This is a genomic window from Janthinobacterium sp. GW822-FHT07A03 (assembly GCF_058798815.1).
The window spans coordinates 228190-248265 of sequence record NZ_JBXAKW010000009.1; the positions used below are offsets into that span (position 1 = coordinate 228190).

Annotated in this window: 21 protein-coding genes; 8 read left to right on the forward strand and 13 right to left on the reverse strand. The window is 56.6% G+C overall.

The window, feature by feature from the left end; genetic code table 11:
• Window positions 1-70: 70 nt before the first annotated feature.
• The 5 genes from AC1RJW_RS24335 to AC1RJW_RS24355 form a co-directional block, all read right to left on the reverse strand.
• Window positions 71-1246, reverse strand: coding sequence for a glycosyltransferase family 2 protein (locus tag AC1RJW_RS24335; protein ID WP_493047232.1), 1176 nt, complete (start codon window positions 1244-1246; stop codon window positions 71-73).
• A gap of 70 nt (window positions 1247-1316) precedes the next feature.
• Window positions 1317-2825, reverse strand: a complete 1509-nt coding sequence (locus AC1RJW_RS24340; protein WP_493047233.1) for a lipopolysaccharide biosynthesis protein — start codon at window positions 2823-2825, stop codon at window positions 1317-1319.
• Between the two features lie 109 nt (window positions 2826-2934).
• Complete coding sequence (locus AC1RJW_RS24345) at window positions 2935-3948, reverse strand: nucleoside-diphosphate sugar epimerase/dehydratase (protein ID WP_070254302.1); 1014 nt, start codon at window positions 3946-3948, stop codon at window positions 2935-2937.
• A 41-nt stretch (window positions 3949-3989) separates the two neighbouring features.
• Complete coding sequence (locus tag AC1RJW_RS24350; RefSeq protein WP_493047234.1) at window positions 3990-5120, reverse strand: DegT/DnrJ/EryC1/StrS family aminotransferase; 1131 nt, start codon at window positions 5118-5120, stop codon at window positions 3990-3992.
• A 5-nt stretch (window positions 5121-5125) separates the two neighbouring features.
• The gene (locus AC1RJW_RS24355) at window positions 5126-6295 is read right to left on the reverse strand and encodes a DegT/DnrJ/EryC1/StrS family aminotransferase (RefSeq protein ID WP_493047235.1); all 1170 of its coding nucleotides are present in this window, start codon (window positions 6293-6295) and stop codon (window positions 5126-5128) included.
• Between the two features lie 507 nt (window positions 6296-6802).
• Here AC1RJW_RS24355 and AC1RJW_RS24360 point away from each other — a divergent pair.
• Window positions 6803-7099 carry a hypothetical protein gene (locus AC1RJW_RS24360; RefSeq protein WP_493047236.1) on the forward strand — a complete coding sequence of 99 codons (297 nt, stop codon included), beginning with the start codon at window positions 6803-6805 and terminating at the stop codon, window positions 7097-7099.
• Window positions 7100-7747: 648 nt separating this feature from the next.
• Here the strand turns inward: AC1RJW_RS24360 and AC1RJW_RS24365 are convergent.
• Window positions 7748-9298, reverse strand: coding sequence for a DEAD/DEAH box helicase (locus tag AC1RJW_RS24365; RefSeq protein WP_493047237.1), 1551 nt, complete (start codon window positions 9296-9298; stop codon window positions 7748-7750).
• A gap of 363 nt (window positions 9299-9661) precedes the next feature.
• On the opposite strand from AC1RJW_RS24365, the gene AC1RJW_RS24370 reads away from it, so the two are divergent.
• Window positions 9662-9880, forward strand: coding sequence for an oxidoreductase-like domain-containing protein (locus AC1RJW_RS24370; RefSeq protein ID WP_493047238.1), 219 nt, complete (start codon window positions 9662-9664; stop codon window positions 9878-9880).
• A gap of 7 nt (window positions 9881-9887) precedes the next feature.
• Here AC1RJW_RS24370 and AC1RJW_RS24375 read toward each other — a convergent pair whose 3' ends face one another.
• A complete protein-coding gene (locus AC1RJW_RS24375) occupies window positions 9888-11576 on the reverse strand; it encodes a methyl-accepting chemotaxis protein (RefSeq protein WP_493047239.1) in 1689 nt (562 codons plus the stop codon).
• 541 nt (window positions 11577-12117) lie between these two features.
• Between AC1RJW_RS24375 and AC1RJW_RS24380 the strand changes: the two genes are divergently transcribed.
• Both AC1RJW_RS24380 and AC1RJW_RS24385 read left to right on the forward strand, forming a co-directional pair.
• Window positions 12118-12837: a Crp/Fnr family transcriptional regulator gene (locus AC1RJW_RS24380; protein WP_035828139.1), complete on the forward strand. Its 720-nt coding sequence runs from the start codon at window positions 12118-12120 to the stop codon at window positions 12835-12837.
• Between the two features lie 71 nt (window positions 12838-12908).
• On the forward strand, window positions 12909-13514 hold the full coding sequence (locus AC1RJW_RS24385; RefSeq protein WP_493047240.1) for a glutathione S-transferase: 606 nt from the start codon (window positions 12909-12911) through the stop codon (window positions 13512-13514).
• Window positions 13515-13522: 8 nt separating this feature from the next.
• On the opposite strand, the gene AC1RJW_RS24390 is transcribed toward AC1RJW_RS24385, so the two are convergent.
• The gene (locus AC1RJW_RS24390; RefSeq protein WP_493047241.1) at window positions 13523-13930 is read right to left on the reverse strand and encodes a GFA family protein; all 408 of its coding nucleotides are present in this window, start codon (window positions 13928-13930) and stop codon (window positions 13523-13525) included.
• A gap of 122 nt (window positions 13931-14052) precedes the next feature.
• Here AC1RJW_RS24390 and AC1RJW_RS24395 point away from each other — a divergent pair, with 122 nt between their 5' ends.
• The 3 genes from AC1RJW_RS24395 to AC1RJW_RS24405 are packed head-to-tail and all read left to right on the forward strand — an operon-like array spanning window position 14053 to window position 15436.
• Window positions 14053-14544, forward strand: a complete 492-nt coding sequence (locus tag AC1RJW_RS24395) for a DUF4265 domain-containing protein (protein ID WP_121670366.1) — start codon at window positions 14053-14055, stop codon at window positions 14542-14544.
• A gap of 32 nt (window positions 14545-14576) precedes the next feature.
• Window positions 14577-15038 carry a BPSL0067 family protein gene (locus tag AC1RJW_RS24400; protein ID WP_493047242.1) on the forward strand — a complete coding sequence of 154 codons (462 nt, stop codon included), beginning with the start codon at window positions 14577-14579 and terminating at the stop codon, window positions 15036-15038.
• Window positions 15035-15436 carry an STY0301 family protein gene (locus tag AC1RJW_RS24405; RefSeq protein ID WP_493047243.1) on the forward strand — a complete coding sequence of 134 codons (402 nt, stop codon included), beginning with the start codon at window positions 15035-15037 and terminating at the stop codon, window positions 15434-15436. Before AC1RJW_RS24400 ends, AC1RJW_RS24405 begins: the two co-directional genes overlap by 4 nt.
• Window positions 15437-15491: 55 nt before the next feature.
• Here AC1RJW_RS24405 and AC1RJW_RS24410 read toward each other — a convergent pair whose 3' ends face one another.
• Together AC1RJW_RS24410 and AC1RJW_RS24415 are read right to left on the reverse strand one after the other, a co-directional pair.
• A complete protein-coding gene (locus AC1RJW_RS24410) occupies window positions 15492-16022 on the reverse strand; it encodes a DUF2947 family protein (protein WP_493047244.1) in 531 nt (176 codons plus the stop codon).
• On the reverse strand, window positions 16010-16735 hold the full coding sequence (locus AC1RJW_RS24415) for a pyridoxine 5'-phosphate synthase (RefSeq protein WP_493047245.1): 726 nt from the start codon (window positions 16733-16735) through the stop codon (window positions 16010-16012). The genes AC1RJW_RS24410 and AC1RJW_RS24415 overlap by 13 nt, the downstream gene beginning before the upstream one ends.
• A 124-nt stretch (window positions 16736-16859) precedes the next feature.
• Between AC1RJW_RS24415 and AC1RJW_RS24420 the strand changes: the two genes are divergently transcribed.
• Window positions 16860-17573, forward strand: a complete 714-nt coding sequence (locus tag AC1RJW_RS24420; protein ID WP_493047246.1) for a YjjG family noncanonical pyrimidine nucleotidase — start codon at window positions 16860-16862, stop codon at window positions 17571-17573.
• Between the two features lie 108 nt (window positions 17574-17681).
• On the opposite strand, the gene AC1RJW_RS24425 is transcribed toward AC1RJW_RS24420, so the two are convergent.
• From AC1RJW_RS24425 to AC1RJW_RS24435, 3 genes are all read right to left on the reverse strand, one after another.
• Complete coding sequence (locus AC1RJW_RS24425; protein WP_493047247.1) at window positions 17682-18017, reverse strand: FKBP-type peptidyl-prolyl cis-trans isomerase; 336 nt, start codon at window positions 18015-18017, stop codon at window positions 17682-17684.
• Between the two features lie 226 nt (window positions 18018-18243).
• Window positions 18244-19080, reverse strand: coding sequence for a hypothetical protein (locus tag AC1RJW_RS24430; protein ID WP_493047248.1), 837 nt, complete (start codon window positions 19078-19080; stop codon window positions 18244-18246).
• A gap of 147 nt (window positions 19081-19227) precedes the next feature.
• Complete coding sequence (locus AC1RJW_RS24435; protein ID WP_493047249.1) at window positions 19228-19698, reverse strand: hypothetical protein; 471 nt, start codon at window positions 19696-19698, stop codon at window positions 19228-19230.
• Window positions 19699-20076 lie beyond the last annotated feature (378 nt).

Genomic DNA, 20076 nt, shown 5'->3' on the forward strand with positions numbered 1-20076 from the left:
GGGATGCAACACCTGCAACGCGCTACATGCCAAGCGCCGCAGGGCCTGGCAACGCAATTTCGGCAACATCTCAGCGCTTGAACTCTTTCATGGCGGATTGCAACTGGCTCAGATTCGGTTGCACATGCGTCAACAAATGCGCATATGCATCGCCAATATTTGTCAGTTTTTCCTGAGCATAAGCTTGACGGTTAATCGCCGGTTTGAACTTGATCTGCATAAAACGATAGGCGCGGCGTGAAAACTCGCGGAACAGTTCCCATATAAAAGATAAACAGGCGGGGCTATAACGTTCGCGCCTGATATAGGTACACAGGGCAGCTTTTGTTTCACGCCAATATTTAGGGTGATGCAGGCAGCACTTGGCATACATGCGGGGCAGATTCGGGCGATAGGCAACATTGCCGATCTTGTCGATAGCAGCCTTGAAGGAATAAGACCAGACCGTTGGCACGCTATAGAATTCAGGGATCAAGGGGTCCCACACCAGATTGGTGAAAGCGCCGATGTGCGCATTGTCGCGCAAGCCCCCCTTATGCCCCCCTTCCGCACTTTGTCCCGAAGTGCTGCCCCCCGAACTTCCTGCGATAATAAAAGGAAAGTCGATCTGCACGCTGCTGCGCGATTCCTCGGCAATCAACGCCGCGCTATAGATATCAGGGCTGACGCCGCCAAATAGCGCGCCATATTTTTGTTCGATACGTTCGGCGAGCGCACGCGACATCATTCCCAGATAGGCGCGGGGCATGGACATGACGCCGGTGCCAAGATTTTTCAATGCCTGCTGCAGCACCTGCGGTCCATTGAGCGGGGAAATGGTGGCGGAAAATGGCTGCACCGTCAGTTTGGCGGTAAAGTCCGCCCCGAAATACAAGGACTTGAAGTCCGGCCAGAAATAGGCTGCCCCCAGGGAACAGGCTGCTGCTTCGACCTGCGTGTCGCGCGCCCAGCGCGCCAACTCTTCAGCACAGGGCCCCAAGCAGTCATCATCGCCGAGGAAGATCAGATAATCGCCAGTCGCCAGACGCAATCCATTCTGAAAATTGCTGACCACATCCATTGGACGTTGCGGGTGATCATAAACCAACCGGCCAGAATCGATCCAATGCCCCAATTCTTCAGCAATTTGCATGGTATCGCTGGTATCCGATACAACGACTTCCGTATCCGGAAAGTTCGTCAGGATGGTAGTAATCGCATTGATCGCATAGCGCTGACGATTATGCGTAGGAATGATGGCAGACAAAAGAGGCATTATAAGTATTATATCTAAACAAACGGGTGGTATATCGACAATGCAATCAGATGGCGCCTTCTTAATGCGGCAGCCATTTGGCAAATCTACTGTTAGCAAGCCAACGCCTGATATCCGGCGCCGTCAACGCACTGCAAGCAACACACAGCAGTGCCGTCGCAGCGATGAACAACAAGCGCAGCCATCGGCCATCAATGGTGGAGAGGCACCAGTAGCCCAGCATCAAGCATGGCAAACTGGCCAGTACGGGTAAAGCCAGGCTCTCCCGGAACCAGCGCCCAAACTGGCCAGGCAAGAAATTCCGATGCAAGAAATACATATACGGCGGCATCGTGCACAGGTTCATGATCAGCCATGACAGACCAGCACCGGCCAGGCCGTGGTGCAGCACAAGGTAAATCATCATCGGCGTCACGACGACCACGGACACAATGCCGACCTGCAAATTCAAGCGGATATTCCCATGCGCTAAGGCCAAGTAATATGGCACGACTGTCATCGCTTGCAATACTTGTCCACCGAGCAACAGGGAAGCGGCAATTGCCGCAGCCTGGGCACTGGCTGTGGAACCGGTCCATAAATAAATCACATCGTGCGAAAACAGCGCTACCACCAGGCAGCCAGGCACGGTCACGATGGCAACAAACTGGCAGGTCCGGTGATATAGGGCAATAAGTTGCTCAGGCTCATTACGTGCGACCAATTCCGTGAAACGGGGGAAAATTGCCGAGGCAATTGGACTGGCCAATATCAATGGAACCGATGCCAGCGTTCCTGCCAGCGTATAAAAACCCAGCATTTCAAGCGACAACATCTTACTAACTGTCAACTTATCGATTTGTGTCAGTAAAATCGACAGCAGCGCCATCCCCGCCATACCTGAGGCATAGCGCCAGGTAGTATGAAACACTTGCTTCCGGAAAAAGCCGACAGAGCGCACGCCATCTGTTCTCAGTGCATGCCATAAACCATGCCGTACAGTAAGGCAATAAATCGCATTCGCCACCAGTTGCCAGATAGCAAAAGTGACGATGGTCGGCGAAAACAGCCACAACACCAACAGGGTGCCAAAGCCACGGTAGGCACTCCAGGCGATCTGCAAGAGATTCGCGCGCACTTGTTGCTGCAAACCCATCAAGCCACCGATGTACAGGCCTGATGGCAACTGGAACGCAATGGCAACGCCCATCAAGCGGATCGCCAGCGTGATATCGTCGGAATGCAAGGTACTGGCTTGCAGCCAGTGCTCGGTAATCAATGGCGCCCCCAGACACAACCCCAGAACGATCACGCAGCAAATCACCAGGTAGCTCAACTCATACGTGCGCAACAGGTCGCGCCGTTCCTGCGCTGCATTGGCACTCGCCGACAAACGTGCCATCTCGCGATTCAAGGTGGCGGAAAAACCCATATCGGCAAACGCCATGACACCGAGCAGTGTCGAATAAAACCCCACCAGCCCATAGGCTTCCGCCCCCAGCATGTGCAAATACAGGGGCACAAACAGATACACTGAAATGAAGCCCCATGCACGTCCCATGATATTGGCAGTGATATTCTGCTTAATCATGAATATTCGGGGGAATGGAGCGGGAAGATAAGAGATTTCATTTTTATTATAATTCTTAAAGCAATATGTTCGGCATCTATTATCGATGCCGCATCATTTTCACCGCTGATCAGCTATTTTTCAATTCCTGCTGTACATAATCAAGCGACAACAGCAATTTCTTGACGCCCTCGACATCGAGGCGTTGCGTATTATGCGAAGTATAGTCCTGTGCCTGATTCACTTCGGGCTGTCCATCCAGGATGAATTTATCGTAGTTCAAATCGCGGTTATCCGCCGGCACGCGATAATAATCCCCCATATCTTCCGCCTTGGCGATCTCTTCGCGAGATACCAGCGATTCATACAGTTTTTCACCATGCCGTGTACCGATCACCTTGACGGGCACATTGCTGGAAAACAGCTCTTGAATAGCCTGCGCCAGTACTTCGATGGTGCTGGCAGGCGCCTTCTGCACAAAAATATCGCCTTGCTGTCCATGCTCAAAAGCATGAATTACCAGGTCAACCGAATCTTCCAGCGACATCAGGAAGCGCGTCATTTCTGGATCGGTCACCGTCAGAGGTACGCCAGCCTTAAGCTTTTCAATAAAGAGCGGAATCACCGAACCACGCGATGCCATTACATTCCCATAACGCGTGGCACACATCACCGGCCCACCTGGGCGCACCATGCGCGACTTCGCGACCAGCACTTTTTCGGCCATGGCTTTGGAGATCCCCATCGCATTAATGGGATACACTGCCTTGTCAGTACTGAGCAAAATGACTTTTTGAACGTTATTGGCAATCGCCGCGTTCAGGACATTTTCCGTACCCAGCACATTGGTTCGCACCGCTTCCATTGGATAAAACTCGCATGACGGCACCTGCTTGAGAGCCGCGGCGTGGAAAACATAATCCACGCCAGCCATCGCCTGCGCGACACTCTGGTAATCGCGCGTGTCGCCAATATGAAATTTGACCTTATCGTTATTCAACGCGATCCGCATGTCTTCCTGCTTCTTTTCGTCGCGACTAAACACAATAATCTCTTTGACATTCGTGTTTAAGAATCTGTTCAACACGGTATTACCAAAGGATCCAGTGCCGCCAGTAATCATTAAAACTTTATTATCAAACATGTCATTCCAGGTAAAGGTAGAAATTAAAAATGGCGCTACCGTCAGGCTTGACCGGCAGACTCGTGCAACGCGCCCTTCACGGAAGCGATCAGTTGCTCGATGTCCTGCACGGAAAGCCACCAGCCACACGGCAGGGCGATTATGCTACGTTGTAATATTTCGGTATTCGGCAAGTCACGCCAGCAAGCCGCAAATCCAGAATAAATATCATTACGTTGATGCAATATTGATGCTGCCACGCCCCGCGCTTTCAGCGCCGCCAAAACAAGATCACGTTGCTCAACCGTAATTAATACAGCCCAGTATGACGGCACGGCTCCGGCGCTCGCCGGCAACAAGGTCAAGCCGGCACAGGAGGCCAGCCCATCATTGATCTGCTGTGCATGCAGGCGCGTTTGGGCAATGCGCTGCGCGACTCCCTGCAATTGTACAGAGCCCAGCGCCGCGCACAAATTATTCATGGCCATCGACCAGCCGATGACGGGAATATCGGACTGCGGACTGATTTCCCCGACGGCAGTGCGAAAACTGCCAGCATCGATACCGAAACGGCGTAGTTTGCGCGCACGGACCGCATCGTCCGGGTTGCGGCACGCCAGTGCGCCCCCTTCGGTAGTATTGATTTGCCGGTTCGGATAAAAGGAAAACACCGCGAAATCACCGAAAGTCCCCACCTGCCGGCCATCAATGGTTGCCAGCAGAGCGTTGTCGCAGTCCTCAATCAAAACGATGCCGCGCTGGCGGCAAATATCAGCGATCGTCTGCGCAGGGCCAGGATAGCCGGCCAGGTGATACAGAATCACGGCGCGCGTGGCAGGTGTGATGGCGCGCTCGAAATCGGCCACGTCCATACAAGTCGATGCCGGTGCCACATCCACCCAGACCGGGCGTGCACCACAGCCGGCAATGGCCGAATTGGTCGACATGCAGGCAAAAGCCGTGGTCAGCACATCATCTCCCGAGCGTACACCTGCCAGATACAACGCCAGGTGTAGCGCACTGGTCATATCCACAGTGGTGACGACATGTGACTGGTCCAGCAAAGTCCCCAGTCCCGCCTCGAACGCGGCAACGTGCGGGCCGGAAGCAATGCGCCCGGAACGCAATACGGCCAGCGCCGCCGCTTCCATCTCCGGCGTATTCACTACACCAAACAAAGACAGTGCAGACATAGACATCACCCTTTTTTCAGGGCATCGACAATGCGCTCGCGATCTTCCGCACCCAGCCACCAGCCGCACGGGATATGCACCATGCGGCGATAGTAGGTATCGAGCTGCGGCAGGGGGCCGGCCAGCTCCTTGAAAATACTATGCAGATGGTTTGGACGATGCAACTTCGACGCCGATACGCCGATGGCGGCAAGCCGGCGTTCGACATCGGTGGAATCATCCGACAATACGGTATACAGCCAGTAACTAGGCTCGGCCAGCTTGTCGAAGGCGGCCACGGCAAGACCTGGAATGGCGCCGATGGCACGGTCAAAATAACGGCCATTTTCTTTGTGCGGATTCAGCACACGGGCATCAATGTCTTGCAGCTGCGCCAGCCCAAACGTGGCCGTCACATTATTCATATTGTATTTATAACCGATGGACGTGATGTCGACTTCGGTACGCGGCACGCCCTTTTCCAATCCGAACCAGCGAAATTTTTTTGCTTCCCGGATCAGCGATGCATCGCGCATGGTCAACATGCCACCGTCAACGGTCGTCATGTGCTTGATGGCTTGCAGCGAGAAAATGGCAAAGTCGCCAATGGTGCCGATTGCCGCGCCATCGTAGCGCGCACCCATGGCATGCGCACAATCTTCAATCAAAGCAATACCGTGACGACGTGCGATGGACGCGATCTCCGCCAGTCGCACCGGCATCCCTGCATAGTGGACAACGAGGATCGCCCTGGTCTTGCTAGTGATGGCTGCCTCGATGGCGGCCGGGTCAAGATTGCCAGAAAGCGCATCAACGTCGGCAAACACAGGCACTGCGCCCATTTGCAGGATAACCACATTCGTTGGCTCCGCCGTCATGCTGGTCGAAATAACCTCATCGCCAGACCCTACGCCAGCCAGATGCAATGCCGCATGTAATGCGGCCGTACCGCTGCTCATCCCCAAAGCAAAAGGCAAACCAAAATGTTCGGCGAAACGTCGCTCAAACTCGTAGACCAGCTCACCCTCCCCGACCTGGCCGCTATACAGCACTTGCTCAAGTACCGGCATCAGGACCTGCTTATCAGGAAAGCCAACTTTTACTAAAGGAATCATCTTCAACTCTCGGTTTACCAAAGGCATTAAACAATGAATAGAAACATGCAGGTTCAGCACCCCGACATCCGGCGTGCCCATACATGAATGCCGACACAAGCCAGTCACAACACACATTGCGCCAGATCAGCAAGCGCTACCCATCGTTATCCATAGGTAAAGTACCGCTTGCCCACGCATAGGCAATCATTTGCGAAATCAGTTTTCTTTGATGGCGCCGCGCTTATGGGGCATGCGCACCGTCAAAGCTGCACATGATGCCAGCATCATGCCGGACACTCACGCGCCCGGGATGGCGCAATATCGGCTATGCGACGCATAAATTATCATGCAATGCGCGCTGCAGACCGCATTCCAGGCACTGCTCTGCGTGAGAGAGCTTGCCAGCATACGGCGCCTGACCAAGAAAGATCAGCAAATCTTTATATTGAATCAATCATTCAATTGTGGAAGAAAAGCAAACCCCGCCGAGAAAATTATCAATAAATCAACACCGCGCGGCACAAAAATCGGGCGTTCATTTTAAATGAAACATACATTTATTACCAGAGGCCGGCATCGAAAATCAAATCCAGCGCCCCGCAGAAAATGTCCCACGTCAGCAATTTACATATTAATTTTTCAAAATACGTACAGCACCAACACACTTCAAAATACCAAAAGCAGAATAATCGCCTCTTATCAGCCGATATATCAATATTATCAAAAAATAAGCACAACAAGCCGACAGCCCAGTCCGTGCCGCCAGCCCCCCCATACGGCGCACAGGATGTCCATGGCAGCACGCCTGACCGCACACTTTCGGCCAGACGCGCATGGCACTTCCAACAACAAAAAACTGCCAAGCTGAACCCAACCGTAGCCTATGCCAAATTTATGCAATAAAAAAAATCTCTTACACCTTGTCACAAAAAATGCAATCCTCTCAAGCCCTGGAATACGTGGCGGATGTGTCGTTACCGCGACACAAGTTCGTCCAATGCCCCATGCAATCGGCAAAGTATTCCTGCGGCATGACTGGCAATCCCAGCGCCACGCGACAGAACCCGGCATATCCCGGATCCATCGATGATGTACAACTGCCATCCGCAGGCAAGCCAGCCGCAAGCAGGATTGGCGCAATGCCCAATACCTCATGCATAGGAAAACAAGTGAGGCATATCAACAAAAAAGCACTGATGCGTCTGCGTCGATCAAGAAAATAGCGGTCAAATACAATTAAAAGCAAATTAAGAGGTCCGCAAGCCGGACGATATAAAATAAAGATGAGGTCATAAGTTAATTATTTAATATATAAATACAAAGAATTGCCTGCCATTGAAAAAATATCGAAATTAATATATTCGCGAAGCACCCCTTCAGGACGAGCCCGCAAAATCAGAAAAATAATGCAGGGACTGAGGCCCCACCAAGCCTTGCCAGCACATTCTCGCGGCGAAAAAAAGCCCGCCTTGACAGGCGGGCATCTCCTCTTTACTGGCAAGCAACAAGCTCTATCCCATAACAAAACCATGGATAAGAACTGCGCCCCGCCTATTGTTGCTTCAGCAATCCACCCAACAACGCTGCCACCTTCTGCTTCGGCTTGGCCGCGGCCGGCGCCATGCTGGCGGCAGCGGGGGCCGCCGCCTTGGCAGGCTCATATGGCTTCAGGAACCAGGGATCGGCCTTTTCGCGGCGGGCGCCGGGACCGAACGCGGAACGGGCACCGCGCTCGGCGGAGCGGCTGTCGCGGCTGTCGCTGGCATGGCGGCTGTCGGGGGCGCGCGCGGGACGTGCCTCGCCACCTTCGCTGCGGCGCGGCGGACGGCGCTCGCTGTCGCTGCTGCGGGCGGGCGCCGGGTTAAAGCCCGTCAATTCGCCGCGCTTGATGCTTTGCTTGATGAGTTTCTCGATATCGGCCAGCAAGCGCTCGTCTTTATCCGAGTAGATCGAAATGGCGTCGCCCGAGGCGCCGGCGCGGCCCGTGCGGCCGATGCGGTGCACATAATCTTCCGCGTTGTACGGCAAGTCGAAGTTGATGACGCAAGGCAAGTCGGAAATGTCCAGGCCGCGCGCCGCCACGTCGGTGGCCACCAGCACGTCGATCTCGCCCTTCTTGAACGCTTCCAGCGCCGCCATGCGTTCCTGCTGGCTCTTGTCGCCGTGAATCGCCGTGGCGCTCATGCCTTCCTGTTCCAGCACGCGGGCCAGGCGCGAGGCGCCGATCTTGGTGTTCGAAAACACGATGACCTGCTTCAGGTCGCGCTGGCGCAGCAGATGGGCAACCAGGGCATGCTTCTGGTCTTCCGTCACCTTGTAGACCACTTGCGTGACCTTGTCTGCCGTCTGGTTGCTGCGCGCCACTTCGATCGTCAGCGGATCGTTGAGGAAGGTGGCGGCCAGCTTCTTGATTTCCGGCGAGAACGTGGCCGAGAACATCAGGTTCTGGCGCTGTTTCGGCAGCAAATTGATGATGCGTTGCAAGTCCGGCAAGAAACCCATGTCCAGCATGCGGTCCGCCTCATCCATGACCAGCATCTGCACCTGGCTCAGGCTGATGTTCTTTTGCTCGATATGGTCGAGCAGGCGGCCCGGCGTGGCGATGACGATTTCCACGCCACCGCGCAGGATGACGGTTTGCGGCTTCATGTCCATGCCGCCGAAGACGACGGTCGAACGCAGCGGCGTGTGCTTGGCGTAGGCCTTGACGTTTTCCGCCACCTGCACCGCCAGTTCGCGCGTCGGCGTAAGGATCAGCGCGCGCACCGGATGGCGTGCCGGCGACATGCTGCTGCTGGCATGCGCCATCAGCAACTGGATGATCGGCAAAGAAAAACCGGCCGTCTTGCCGGTGCCCGTTTGCGCGGCCCCCATCACATCGCGGCCTTGCAGCACCACGGGAATCGCTTGTTCCTGGATCGGCGTCGGATGGGTATAACCCTGGTCGGTCAATGCGCGCTGGATTTCAGGCGCGAGGCCAAAGTCGGCAAAGGTCAGGCTGGGAGCAGCGGATGCGGCAGGTGCTGGTGCAGGTGCGGCGGCAGGCGCCGCTTCAGGGGCAATCGCCGGGCTGGGCGTAGGAGTCGATTCGGTTTCAGACATAAATTTTCTGGTGTGCCTCCGCACTGCGGAAGCCATGCTTTCTCAATAAACAACATTTCGGGGCACAGGCAGCTCCGTCTTGCAAGCCATGGATCATTGTTCTTGCGGCACCTCCGTGCTCCGGGACATGCTGTATGGCGTATGCGGGAGCGTCGAGGAGATGTGCTGCGATGGCGGCGGAGATCGCGCCGGCGGAACATCGCGCGCAGAAGATACAATATCAGTGCTGTAAACGATACCCTAATTCACCGCAACTGTACACGGAAACCGTGATTTTTGAGCAAAAAGCGTTCCAGCAATAGCCCGCCGGGATGCCGTATCATGCCAGCTCCGATGCCCGCTCCGCCGTCTCCTGCCCTTACCATGCCCACCCCGCCTTTCCCCCACGATCCGCAACCGCAACCGCCCAGCAAACCGGGCAATGACGAGTGCTGCCACAGCGGTTGCACTTTTTGCGTACTGGAAATGTACCAGGAAGACCTGGCCGCCTACGAAGATGCCCTGAGGGCGTGGCAACAGCGCCAGCAAGCCGCTGCCGCGCCCGCCACCCAGGGCGTCAAGAAACCGCGCAAGCGCGCTTAACGCTTAATTAAAAGCTTTCCCACTCATCCACTGGCGCCGCGCGGCGCGCCGTGCTGGCCAATTGACGCGGTGCAGGTGCCGGCGCCGCCGCTGCAGGCGCCTTGACAGCCTTGACAGGGGCGCGCGGCCGGTTTGCGGCGGCGCTGGCCACATCGAGCTTGAAGATGCTGACCACCTCGCTCAGGCTGGCAGCCTGCTCCTGCATCGATTCGGCCGCTGCCGCCGCCTCTTCCACCAGGGCCGCATTTTGCTGCGTCACCTGGTCCATTTGGGCGATGGCCTGGTTGACTTGTTCGATACCGGCGCTCTGCTCGCTGCTGGCGGCCGTGATCTCGCTCATGATGTCCGTCACGCGCGTGATGCTGGCAACGATATCATCCATCGTGCGGCCCGCCTGGTCCACCAGTTTCGATCCCGCCTCGACTTTCTCGACCGAATCGCCGATCAGGACCTTGATATCCTTGGCCGCCGCGGCCGAGCGTTGCGCCAGGTTGCGCACTTCCGTGGCGACGACGGCAAAGCCGCGCCCCTGCTCGCCTGCGCGCGCCGCCTCGACTGCCGCATTCAGGGCCAGGATATTGGTCTGGAAAGCAATGCCGTCGATGACGGCGATGATGTCGACGATCTTGCGCGACGACGCGTTGATCGACGCCATCGTGCCCACCACTTCGCTGACGACCTTGCCGCCTTCGATGGCGATGCTCGACGAGGTCAGCGCCATGGTGTTGGCCTGGCGCGCATTGTCCGCATTCTGCTTCACGGTCGAGGTCAGCTCTTCCATCGACGAGGCCGTTTCTTCCAGCGAACTGGCCTGCTCTTCCGTGCGCGACGACAAATCCTGGTTGCCGGCGGCAATCTGGCTCGACGCCGTGGCGATGGTATCGGTGCCGCCGCGCACCTGGCCCACCAGGTTCTGCAGGCTGGCATTCATGTCTTTCAGAGCTTGCATCAATTGCCCCGTTTCGTCTTGCGATCGCACAACAATATGCGCCGTCAAGTCGCCGGCCGCCACCTGGCGCGCCACGCCGACGGCTTCGATCAGCGGGCGCGCCACGCTGCGCGCCACCCACAGCGCCAGCAGCATGCCGATGACGACGATGCCCACCAGCAAGCCGATCAGGCTGGCGCGCGAGGCCGCATACGTTGCGTCAGCGCTGGCGCTCGAGCGCATGCCGCCGTCCGTGTTAATCGACACCAGTTTATCCAGGGCCACCATCATGTCCGTCATGACCTGGGCCGATGGCCCGACGGCCAGCGCGCGCGCCTCTTCCTTCTTCATCTCGCGCGACAGGCTCAGCATGGTTGCGTGCAGGCGCATGAATTCATCGTTAAGCGCCAGGAAACGCTCGAACACGTCCTTCTCGCCCGGTTCGGAAATCAGGCTGCGGTACTTGTCGGCATCGGCCTTCAGCTTGCTCTGCGTTTCCGTCATGCGCGTTTCGTTCTGCGCCATGTCGGCATCCTGCGCGGCCAGCATGTGCGCCAGTTCCCAGCGGCGGAAATCGCTGACATCGCTGCGCATGGACATGGCTGCCAGCACGCTGGGCATCCAATTGTCGGACAGGTCCGTCGACGCGGTATTGATGCGCGCCATGGAAAAGATCGCCGACACGCCCAGCGCGGCCGTCAACAGCAGCACGGCGCCAAACGACAAGATCAGCTTGGTGGCAATTTTCAGATCAAAAAACCATTTCATGCGTTGCTTTCCTTCATTAAACGGGTAAGCGGGACTAGACAGGCGCGCGCCAACAAATGCACGGCGCGGGCAGTGAGGGCAGGTTGAAGCGGAAATGATCAGCAAGGGAGAGCAAGAGCTCTTGCCGAAACACGGATCAATTTCCACAAGGCAACATTTTATCACCGTCGCACTATGGCGCAGAGTGGTTTGACCGCTGCAGGCAGCCAAAGTTCGCGTGTCGCGGGCAAGCTGCGTATTTTTTGCCCCGGCACCGTTGTGTCCAGAGGAAAAAATGAAAAAACAGCGTAGGAGTCGGATGACACGAGGCAATGTTCCTAGCCTACATAAGCACGTCGGCTCATCCGATGCCCGCCGGCGCCCCCTGGTCCTATAGTGGATACAAGATTCAGCACAACGCTAGCAAGCCAGAAAAGCAGCGCCATCCAACAAAATCAGAAGACGAGGCCCTACCATGTACAAAGCTTATAGCAACCTGACCCCAGCCACGAATAGCCACGCCGCCGCCCAGCACAACTGGCAAGCCGCTCCCGCCACGCCCATGATCAGCATCACCGGCGCGCAACAGAACGAATTGCTGCGCGCCTTGTCGCGCGCCGATCTGGAGCGCCTGTTTTGCCAGTTGGAACTAGTCGCTTTGCCTGCCGGCAAGCACCTGTTCGATTGCGGCGGCAAGATTGAATACACGTACTTCCCCACCAACGCCATCGTTTCCCTGCTGTATGTCATGGAAGACGGCGCCACCACCGAGATCGCCGTCATCGGCCGCGAAGGCGTCGCCGGCGTGGTGCTGTACGAAGCCGAGCGCGCCACCTGCACCGCCATCGTGCAGACGGCCGGCTATGGCTACCGCCTGAAAACCGCCTTCCTGCGCGAAGTGTTCAATGAAGGCGGCGCACTGGCGCAATTGCTGATGCGCTACACCAGCGCCATGTTTGCGCAAATGGCACAGAACGTGGTGGGCGGCCGTCATTGCAGCATCGAACAAAAACTGTGCCGCTGGCTGCTGGACCGCCTCGACCGCTCCCTGTCGAACGAACTGAAGGTCACGCAAGACACCATGGCCAACATGCTGGGCGTGCGCCGCGAAAGCGTCACCGTCACGGCCCGCAAGCTGCAGGACGAAGGCTTGATCCAGTACCGCCGCGGCACGGTCGAAGTGCTCGACCGCGAAGGCCTGGAAGCGGCTGCCGGGAATTGCTACAAGGCAGCGCGCGCCGGTTTCGAACAATTCCGCAGCGGCATCAGTGCACACAATTAAGCACCACGCTGGCAAACGGGCAGGCAAGCGGGTATCGTAGGCATTCCCGCTCACTACCCCGGAGACTGGCCATGAAACTGATCGGCATGCTCGACTCGCCCTATGTGCGCAGAGTCGCCATCTGTTTGCACTTGCAGGGAATTGCTTACGAGCACTTGCCTCTGTCCGTGTTCCGCAACATGGATGCCGTGCGCGAGATCAACCCCGTCATCAAGGTGCCAACCCTGGTCCTGGACGACGGGCAAGTGCTGATGGACTCCACCTTGATCCTGCACTATCTATCGCTGTTGCGCCCGGACGCGTCCGCCCCCACCCTCGCCGACAGCGTGCGGGCGCTGCGCCTGACGGGCCTGGCGCTGGCTGCCTATGAAAAAGCCGTGCAGATCGTCTACGAACGCAAGCTGCGTCCGCTCGACAAGCAACACGCGCCATGGCTGGAACGGGTCAGCATGCAACTGCATGCCGCCTGGAATGCGCTGGAACAGGAATGTGCGCAGCTGCCCCTGCCTGGCGAGACGGGCAGTATCGACCAGGCGGGCGTGACCATCGCCGTCGGCTGGAGCTTCGCCCAGCTGGAAACGCCCGATATCGTCAAGCCGGCCGACTACCCGGCCGTGCACGCCTTTACACGCTCGGCGGAAACCCTGCCCGCCTTCCTGGCCACGCCGCCAATCTGACGCGCCGGCTAATCGCCGGAAGCGGGTACGACAGCGGCCAGGTCAACCTGCCACCAACCCGGCCTGACATCGTCAAACGAGTGATATTCTGGCGCAAAGGCCGCCTGGCTGGGATCATCAAAACTGCCCACCAGCAAGGCCACCGTGGGCGCATCGTCGATGGCGCCGATGGAACTGCCGCAAGCGGCGCAAAAGGCCCGGCTGGAATACTCGGAAGAGCGGTAGGTGGCCGGCGCGCCGGCCGTGCCCGTCCAGCGCACTTGATCGCGCGCAAACTCCACCCACGCTACCGTCGGCGCCCCCGTGTGCTGCTGGCAATTGCGGCAGGAACAGCCGTGCGGATTGCTGCCCTCGCCCCTCACTTCGAAGCGCACCGCGCCACATAAGCAGCCGCCTGCCTGCACCGCATTCTCCATCGTATCTCCCCGTTTGCACCGTTGCGTACCTGGCCAGCCGGCACGTACCCGGTACAATATTGCCATAAACCCCCAACCCAGGACAGCCCGCAACGCATCGCGCCGGCACTATGAAAGAATGAATGGAAGACATCAATTGCGAAGGCTTGCCGCACATCCGCGTACTGGCAGGCGAAAACACCAGCGGTCCCGTGTATGAAACCCTGCCGGCGCGCCAGATCGACGAGCACGTCTATGAACTGCTGGCCTCGCCCGGCCTGACCCTGAACCTGGCGCGCGGCGACATCGTCAGCATCGCCGACCCGCTCGCCCCCGCCGAAGTCTTAAAGCGCGGCGGCAACTTCTGCATCCAGATCTACGCCGATGACGTGCCGCAAGCAGCAGTGGACCAGCTCGAACGCGACGTGCAAAGCCAGCTGGGCGGCACCATGGATGGCCAGTACAAGGGCAACCTCACCTTCAGCGTGCCGGGACACCACGGCATCTACAATGTCAACGGCCCCTTCGACGCCTTCCGCGAGGCAACAGGCGTGGAATGGTACTTCGCCAACATCTACGTCAACCTTGATGACGACGATGATGAAACCTTGCTTAACTGGTGGGTGGATATGTAAGGTTGTCCGTGCACCAGGCGGGGCCATGACACATGTCAATGTTCTGTATTGCTCTGGCACACATCAAGCTGCTTGCCCGCGCCTTGCATACGCTCTCTCTATCATCAACCGCAGAGAGCAACGCTATGCCCTACATTGCGCGTGCCGATTATGCGAAGCAAAAAGAGTTCGTGGGAAATGGCGAGTGCGTTACCCTGGTCAGGCACCTCACCGGCGCCCGCGCCTCATCGCTTTGGCGCGAAGGAGACAAAGTGCCGGGCCTGCTGGAAAAAGGCGGTATCGCGAAAGGCACGGTGATTGCCACCTTCGTCAACGGCCGCTATCAGAATCTGCGGCAGGGCAACCATGCGGCGCTATTCATTCGCCAGGTGCCTGGCGGCATTGAAATTTTCGACCAGTGGCGCAACCATAAACCTAGCGCCCGCGTGATCTACTTTGGCCGTTCGGCGGCCGGGGCATCGAATCGCCCCGAACTCTATTCGGTGGTGGAATGAAGCCGCTCGCACTGGCGACATTGGTCATCGCTGCCGCGGCGATGCGGCCAGTTGCCGCGGCCCCCATTGCGTCCGTTTCTTGCCCGCAAGCGCCTCCCTCAAGCTGGAACCTGCCGGCCAGCAAACTCGATGGCGTACGCGTTCTGTCCTATCCGTCGCATCAGCCGCCAGCAGCTGGCGAAGCGTTGCCTATCCTGGCCCCGGACAAGGAATGGACACGCAACGGCACCTTGCATCAACGCTGGGACATCAATTTTGATGCGCCCGAGTATCTGTTTCAGGTGGACTGCCTGTATGCGGGTACCGAACGCTACCTGCGCATGGCTTTGCCAGGCGTCAAACAGTGCGTTGCAGCCATTACACAGCAAACGAAAATAGTCAGGTTTCAGTGCAAATAGGTAATACGGCTGGCATGCAGCGGAGCGGCTATCGCCACCGGATGGACGCATCCCGTTAAACGGACTGCAGTCCGTTCTCACCTCCCGCCAGCGCCCCCTGTGGCGAGAAATAAACGAACTTGCCCGTGGCAGGCTGGTACAGCAAGGGCCCCTCGTCAGAAATGGCCAGCAAGCAAGGCCAGCATGCGGCAAGCGCGGCCGGTATCAGCGCATAGGCAAGCGTCCGGCTGGCCATGAAAAAGACGGGTGCTGCCCCGGCGCCGTGAAAATGGGAAGAGAGAAACCGTGCCACCCGGCCACCCTGCGCCGGGTGTTCGCTGGAAACGGCATCGAACTCGGCCAGCCAGTCCGGCCCCGACACCGTCGTCTGCAGACGGTGTCCCGCGCGCAGCCGCATGGGGTGCGTTTCGTCGGGCTGGGCCGACACATGGCGTATCCATAGTTGCGCCGCCGCATCGGGCGACAGCACCCGCACCTGCGCCAGCGTCCCTGCCGATATGAAAAAATCGGCATCGAAGAAAGGCCAGTCCGCTTCAGGCTGCAGCGGCCGGCCAGCGTCGCCGCCCAAGTCTCCTACGATTGACATATCTCAAGGTAGCGGCCCAGCACCTTGTCCATGCCCTGCTCGATGCATTCGACCACCAGCGCGTGGCCGATCGACACTTCCAGGATGCCGGGAATGTCCAGGAAGCGCGCCAGGTTGTGCAAATCGAGGTCGTGCCCCGCATTCACGCCCAAGCCCAGCGCCTGTGCCCGCCGCGCCGCCTGCAAATACGTGTCAAACACGGCCTCTGCCTGCGCGCCGCCATAACTCTCGGCAAACCGTTCCGTGTACAGCTCGACCCGCGCTGCGCCCACCTCGCGCGCCCATTCCAGCGCAGGGTAGTCGGCATCGACAAACAGGCTGACGCGGATGCCCAGGTCGTTCAATTCCGCAATGACGGGGCGCAACAGCGCCGCATGCCGTTCGATGTCCCAGCCGTGATCGGACGTCAGCTGGCCCGGCATATCGGGCACCAGGGTGCATTGCGCCGGGCGCGCGTCTTTCACGACTTGCAGGAATTCCGCCGCCGGATAGCCCTCCACATTCAGCTCGCGTCCCCGTTCCGCGCACAGGCGCTGCAACGGGGCAACATCATCATAGCGCGCATGGCGCTGGTCCGGGCGCGGGTGCAAGGTAATGCCGGCGGCGCCCAGGTCGAGGAAGCGCGCGGAAAACGCGAGCAGGTCCGGGAAATTGCGGCCGCGCGAATTGCGCAGCAGGGCGATTTTATTGACGTTGACGGAGAGCTGGGTCATGGCAGGAATGAAGTGAAAGTGACGGGTCTGGCAGCGATTGTAGCGGATCGCCCGCGCAGGGCATGGCCAACCGAACTCAGCGCTACGTGCTACGATGCAAGACAAGTTCCTTTCAATACATACCATGACCTACCAGCTATTCCTGTTTGACCTCGACGATACCCTGCTCGATTTCCGGGCGTCCGAAAAACGCTCATTCCTGCACACCATGCACGAACTAGGCTTGCGCAACGGCATCGACGCGCTGTTTTCCCAGTACCAGGCGATCAACGTCGACCTGTGGAAACGTTTCGAAACGGGTGAGGTGAGCAAGGATTTCCTGAAGGTGGAGCGCTTCCGCAAGACGTTTGCGCTGAACGGCATCGCCATCGACCCGGAACTGGCCAGCCGTCTGTATCTGGAATCGCTGCCGGACACGGTCGTGCTCATCGACGGCGCCAAGCAAGTGTGCGAAACGCTGTCGCGCATCGGCGAAGTGGGCATCATCACCAACGGCGTCGACGCCATCCAGAACCGCCGCATCGCGGCCTCCGGCCTGAGCGACTACATTTCCTTCGTCGCCACCTCCGAAGCGTGCGGCCACGCCAAGCCGGACGTGCGCTTCTTCGACTACGCGGCCAACATGGCGCGCGCATTCAGCAAGGAGACGACCATCATCATCGGCGACCGGCTGGACGCCGACATCCTCGGTGCCAACCGCTACGGCATCGCCAGCTGCTGGTTCAACCCGGACGGCATGGCCAACACCTCGGCCGCCATCCCCACCTGTGAAGTCGCCAGCCTGCACGACGTCGTGCCAGCGCTGGACATGATGCAGGTCAACTTGAAACAGGCTTGATCTTCCACAAGCGCACCACCTGAATATGCAGGCAGCGGCACGACAACATGCCGCTACTCGCGTAGAGTGACGGCAAGCGCCCTGCCCGCCTGAGTTCGCGTCAAGCGATCAATCGCGCGTCAGCACTTCCAGCAATTCGATCTCGAAGATCAAATTGGAGTTCGGTGGTATCAAGCCCACCTGCCGCTCGCCATACGCCAGCGCCGCCGGCACCCACAGCTTGCGCGTGCCGCCCACCTGCATGCCATGCAAACCCAGAATCCAGCCCTGGATCACCTTGTTATTGCTCAACACACAGCGAAACGGCTCGCCCCGTTTGTGCGACGAGTCAAACTCCGTCCCATCCTCCAGCCAACCCCGGTAATGCGCCGTGACCAGCGCGCCACGCGCCGCCGCTTTGCCATCACCCACCACGATATCGTCAATCTTCACTTCAGCCGTCATCCCGTTTCATCCTTGAGAAATATCAATGCCGCGATTGTACGACAGCATGAAAAAAGCCCCGGCAGTGGCCCGCCGGGGCTCAATCTATTGCTGCAAATTCTGGTGGGCCTCACGTGAGTCGAACACGGCATCAACGGATTATGAGGTACATGCTCTACTGGCGAAATAGAATACTATCGCACAGAAAAATTAGATTATTCCATTAAAAATCAAAGAGTAGACCGGTCTAATTAATAACCAAATCACCGCCCTTAGCACTCAAAACATATATTTCGGCATCAATATCGCTCTTAAACTCATCTCGAGTGGCAAATATCTTTTTAGCATCAATCAAATCCTCCATATAATCGTAGAAATCTTCTCTTCCTAACGCATCCTTAACGGTTACATCATTATTTTTACACCACCTAACAATTCCAGTTCGTATCCTAGATCTCATATCAAATGTAGGCCGTGAAACCTTACCAATAGACATCCTACGCATTCCAGCGATTTCAGATTGCAAATCAGAAAGCATTTCAATTACAACCTTATCCGTTGAGCCTTCCGCCTGCTTTAAACTAGCTACAGTAAAAGTACCAAAATTCTTTAAAAAAGTTGAATGTGTAGGGTCTCTCTCTGCCTCCCTCATCGTAGCAATAACTTTATCCAGAAGATTCTTCTTGAAAGAAACAACAGAAGCAAATCGCAAATCACGCCTATAGGCAATATGTTCAATCACACCAGTATCAAATGAGTAATCAGTCTTATCATCTTTTACAATAACCGTTGGTTTATCGAATGCCAACCTCATTCCTAATTCAAACATTACATTTGGGTTCTTACCACTTACATCACAAACCACGATATCTGATGAGTAAAGATTCTGAACAATACGTTTCTGAATCACTCCGACATCATCAGCATCGCTTACGAGTCTTACTGTAATTTTAAAATCACAGATAGCTTCCACAGCATCAGTAATTATAGATTTAACCTCGGACCAATGTTCTGCAGGATATCCTTCCATACTAGAAATTGGCATAACAAGACCACATGTTTTAATGATTTTTTCGTCTGTCATATATAATTAATCTAAAAAATTTTAAATATCAGCGTAATACACAGACTCTAACCGACTATGCTCGGCAAACTATCTGCATATACCGGTAAATAGGATACCGGGAAGTGTGCATAACGGCGAACCATTTGGCTACGCTCCTAAATAGGCTTAAAAAATGAATTTCCCCTCGGTTTTATAGCCATTTGGGGCCGGCGTCGGGACCATCTCCAACGCCAGTCTTTCACCCTTTCGTAAATATTTGTCGAAAATATTCTCAGAGTTTTTTCCCATAAGATAACGCCCTCTTTCTCGCTCAAGCCAGCCACTAGCGGTTGCCCCCACAAATTTAAGATAGTGCTGCGATTTCGCTAAAGGGCTAGAGGTGAGGAATTTTTCTTGTTGAGCGCCGCTAAGATTAGCCTGAGGATGGTTATCTATATTAAACTTCCACCAAACGGAAATACGCAGCTCCCCTGAACCTATAGGGTCCCAGTTAACTATGGAAGTTTCGCCGGCAATCACTGTAGTGATGTAACCGCCTGCGCCACGAGATTCCTCTTCGGTATAGTCAAAGCGTATCAACCCTTTTTCTAAAAGTTGATTGATCCCCAAGATAAGCAGTTTGCGATAGACATTCATAGTGGCAGATGAGGGTTGTATTGGCAACTTCACAAGTATAACCCAAGGTGATGACTATTGAGGCTGTGTGAAACAAGCACGTCGGTGCTGCAACGCTTTCCAGCACCAATACGGCAGAGAAACGTAAAACTGGGTATGAAACCGGGTACAAAATAGTACTTTTGAGGGGTGGTAGTAGGGGTGGTAGGGTCAGGTCCGCCATTCAGACACAAGCCCAATCATAGTCGCATTGAACAACGATCATGAGCCGGCGCGTACTCAATTGCAAATACAAGGTCGAACGCAGGCAAAGTGCGCAGCACCTCCTATGCACTCCGTACCGCTATAATTTGAAATTAGTGACAAAACCATAACCAGCCCATCCAAACGACCAAACCT

What these genes read in the sequence shown, in the direction of transcription:
- AC1RJW_RS24425 (WP_493047247.1), bottom strand. Translation starts at nt 18,017, where the DNA reads ATGACGGCTGAAGTGAAGATTGACGATATCGTGGTGGGTGATGGCAAA.
- AC1RJW_RS24345 (WP_070254302.1), bottom strand. Translation starts at nt 3,948, where the DNA reads ATGTTTGATAATAAAGTTTTAATGATTACTGGCGGCACTGGATCCTTT.
- AC1RJW_RS24390 (WP_493047241.1), bottom strand. Translation starts at nt 13,930, where the DNA reads ATGGAGAATGCGGTGCAGGCAGGCGGCTGCTTATGTGGCGCGGTGCGC.
- AC1RJW_RS24385 (WP_493047240.1), top strand. Translation starts at nt 12,909, where the DNA reads ATGAAACTGATCGGCATGCTCGACTCGCCCTATGTGCGCAGAGTCGCC.
- AC1RJW_RS24395 (WP_121670366.1), top strand. Translation starts at nt 14,053, where the DNA reads ATGGAAGACATCAATTGCGAAGGCTTGCCGCACATCCGCGTACTGGCA.
- AC1RJW_RS24380 (WP_035828139.1), top strand. Translation starts at nt 12,118, where the DNA reads ATGATCAGCATCACCGGCGCGCAACAGAACGAATTGCTGCGCGCCTTG.
- AC1RJW_RS24435 (WP_493047249.1), bottom strand. Translation starts at nt 19,698, where the DNA reads ATGAATGTCTATCGCAAACTGCTTATCTTGGGGATCAATCAACTTTTA.
- AC1RJW_RS24350 (WP_493047234.1), bottom strand. Translation starts at nt 5,120, where the DNA reads ATGTCTGCACTGTCTTTGTTTGGTGTAGTGAATACGCCGGAGATGGAA.
- AC1RJW_RS24340 (WP_493047233.1), bottom strand. Translation starts at nt 2,825, where the DNA reads ATGATTAAGCAGAATATCACTGCCAATATCATGGGACGTGCATGGGGC.
- AC1RJW_RS24430 (WP_493047248.1), bottom strand. Translation starts at nt 19,080, where the DNA reads ATGACAGACGAAAAAATCATTAAAACATGTGGTCTTGTTATGCCAATT.
- AC1RJW_RS24375 (WP_493047239.1), bottom strand. Translation starts at nt 11,576, where the DNA reads ATGAAATGGTTTTTTGATCTGAAAATTGCCACCAAGCTGATCTTGTCG.
- AC1RJW_RS24420 (WP_493047246.1), top strand. Translation starts at nt 16,860, where the DNA reads ATGACCTACCAGCTATTCCTGTTTGACCTCGACGATACCCTGCTCGAT.
- AC1RJW_RS24355 (WP_493047235.1), bottom strand. Translation starts at nt 6,295, where the DNA reads ATGGGCACGCCGGATGTCGGGGTGCTGAACCTGCATGTTTCTATTCAT.
- AC1RJW_RS24410 (WP_493047244.1), bottom strand. Translation starts at nt 16,022, where the DNA reads ATGTCAATCGTAGGAGACTTGGGCGGCGACGCTGGCCGGCCGCTGCAG.
- AC1RJW_RS24405 (WP_493047243.1), top strand. Translation starts at nt 15,035, where the DNA reads ATGAAGCCGCTCGCACTGGCGACATTGGTCATCGCTGCCGCGGCGATG.
- AC1RJW_RS24415 (WP_493047245.1), bottom strand. Translation starts at nt 16,735, where the DNA reads ATGACCCAGCTCTCCGTCAACGTCAATAAAATCGCCCTGCTGCGCAAT.
- AC1RJW_RS24360 (WP_493047236.1), top strand. Translation starts at nt 6,803, where the DNA reads ATGTCCCACGTCAGCAATTTACATATTAATTTTTCAAAATACGTACAG.
- AC1RJW_RS24370 (WP_493047238.1), top strand. Translation starts at nt 9,662, where the DNA reads ATGCCCACCCCGCCTTTCCCCCACGATCCGCAACCGCAACCGCCCAGC.
- AC1RJW_RS24400 (WP_493047242.1), top strand. Translation starts at nt 14,577, where the DNA reads ATGTCAATGTTCTGTATTGCTCTGGCACACATCAAGCTGCTTGCCCGC.
- AC1RJW_RS24365 (WP_493047237.1), bottom strand. Translation starts at nt 9,298, where the DNA reads ATGTCTGAAACCGAATCGACTCCTACGCCCAGCCCGGCGATTGCCCCT.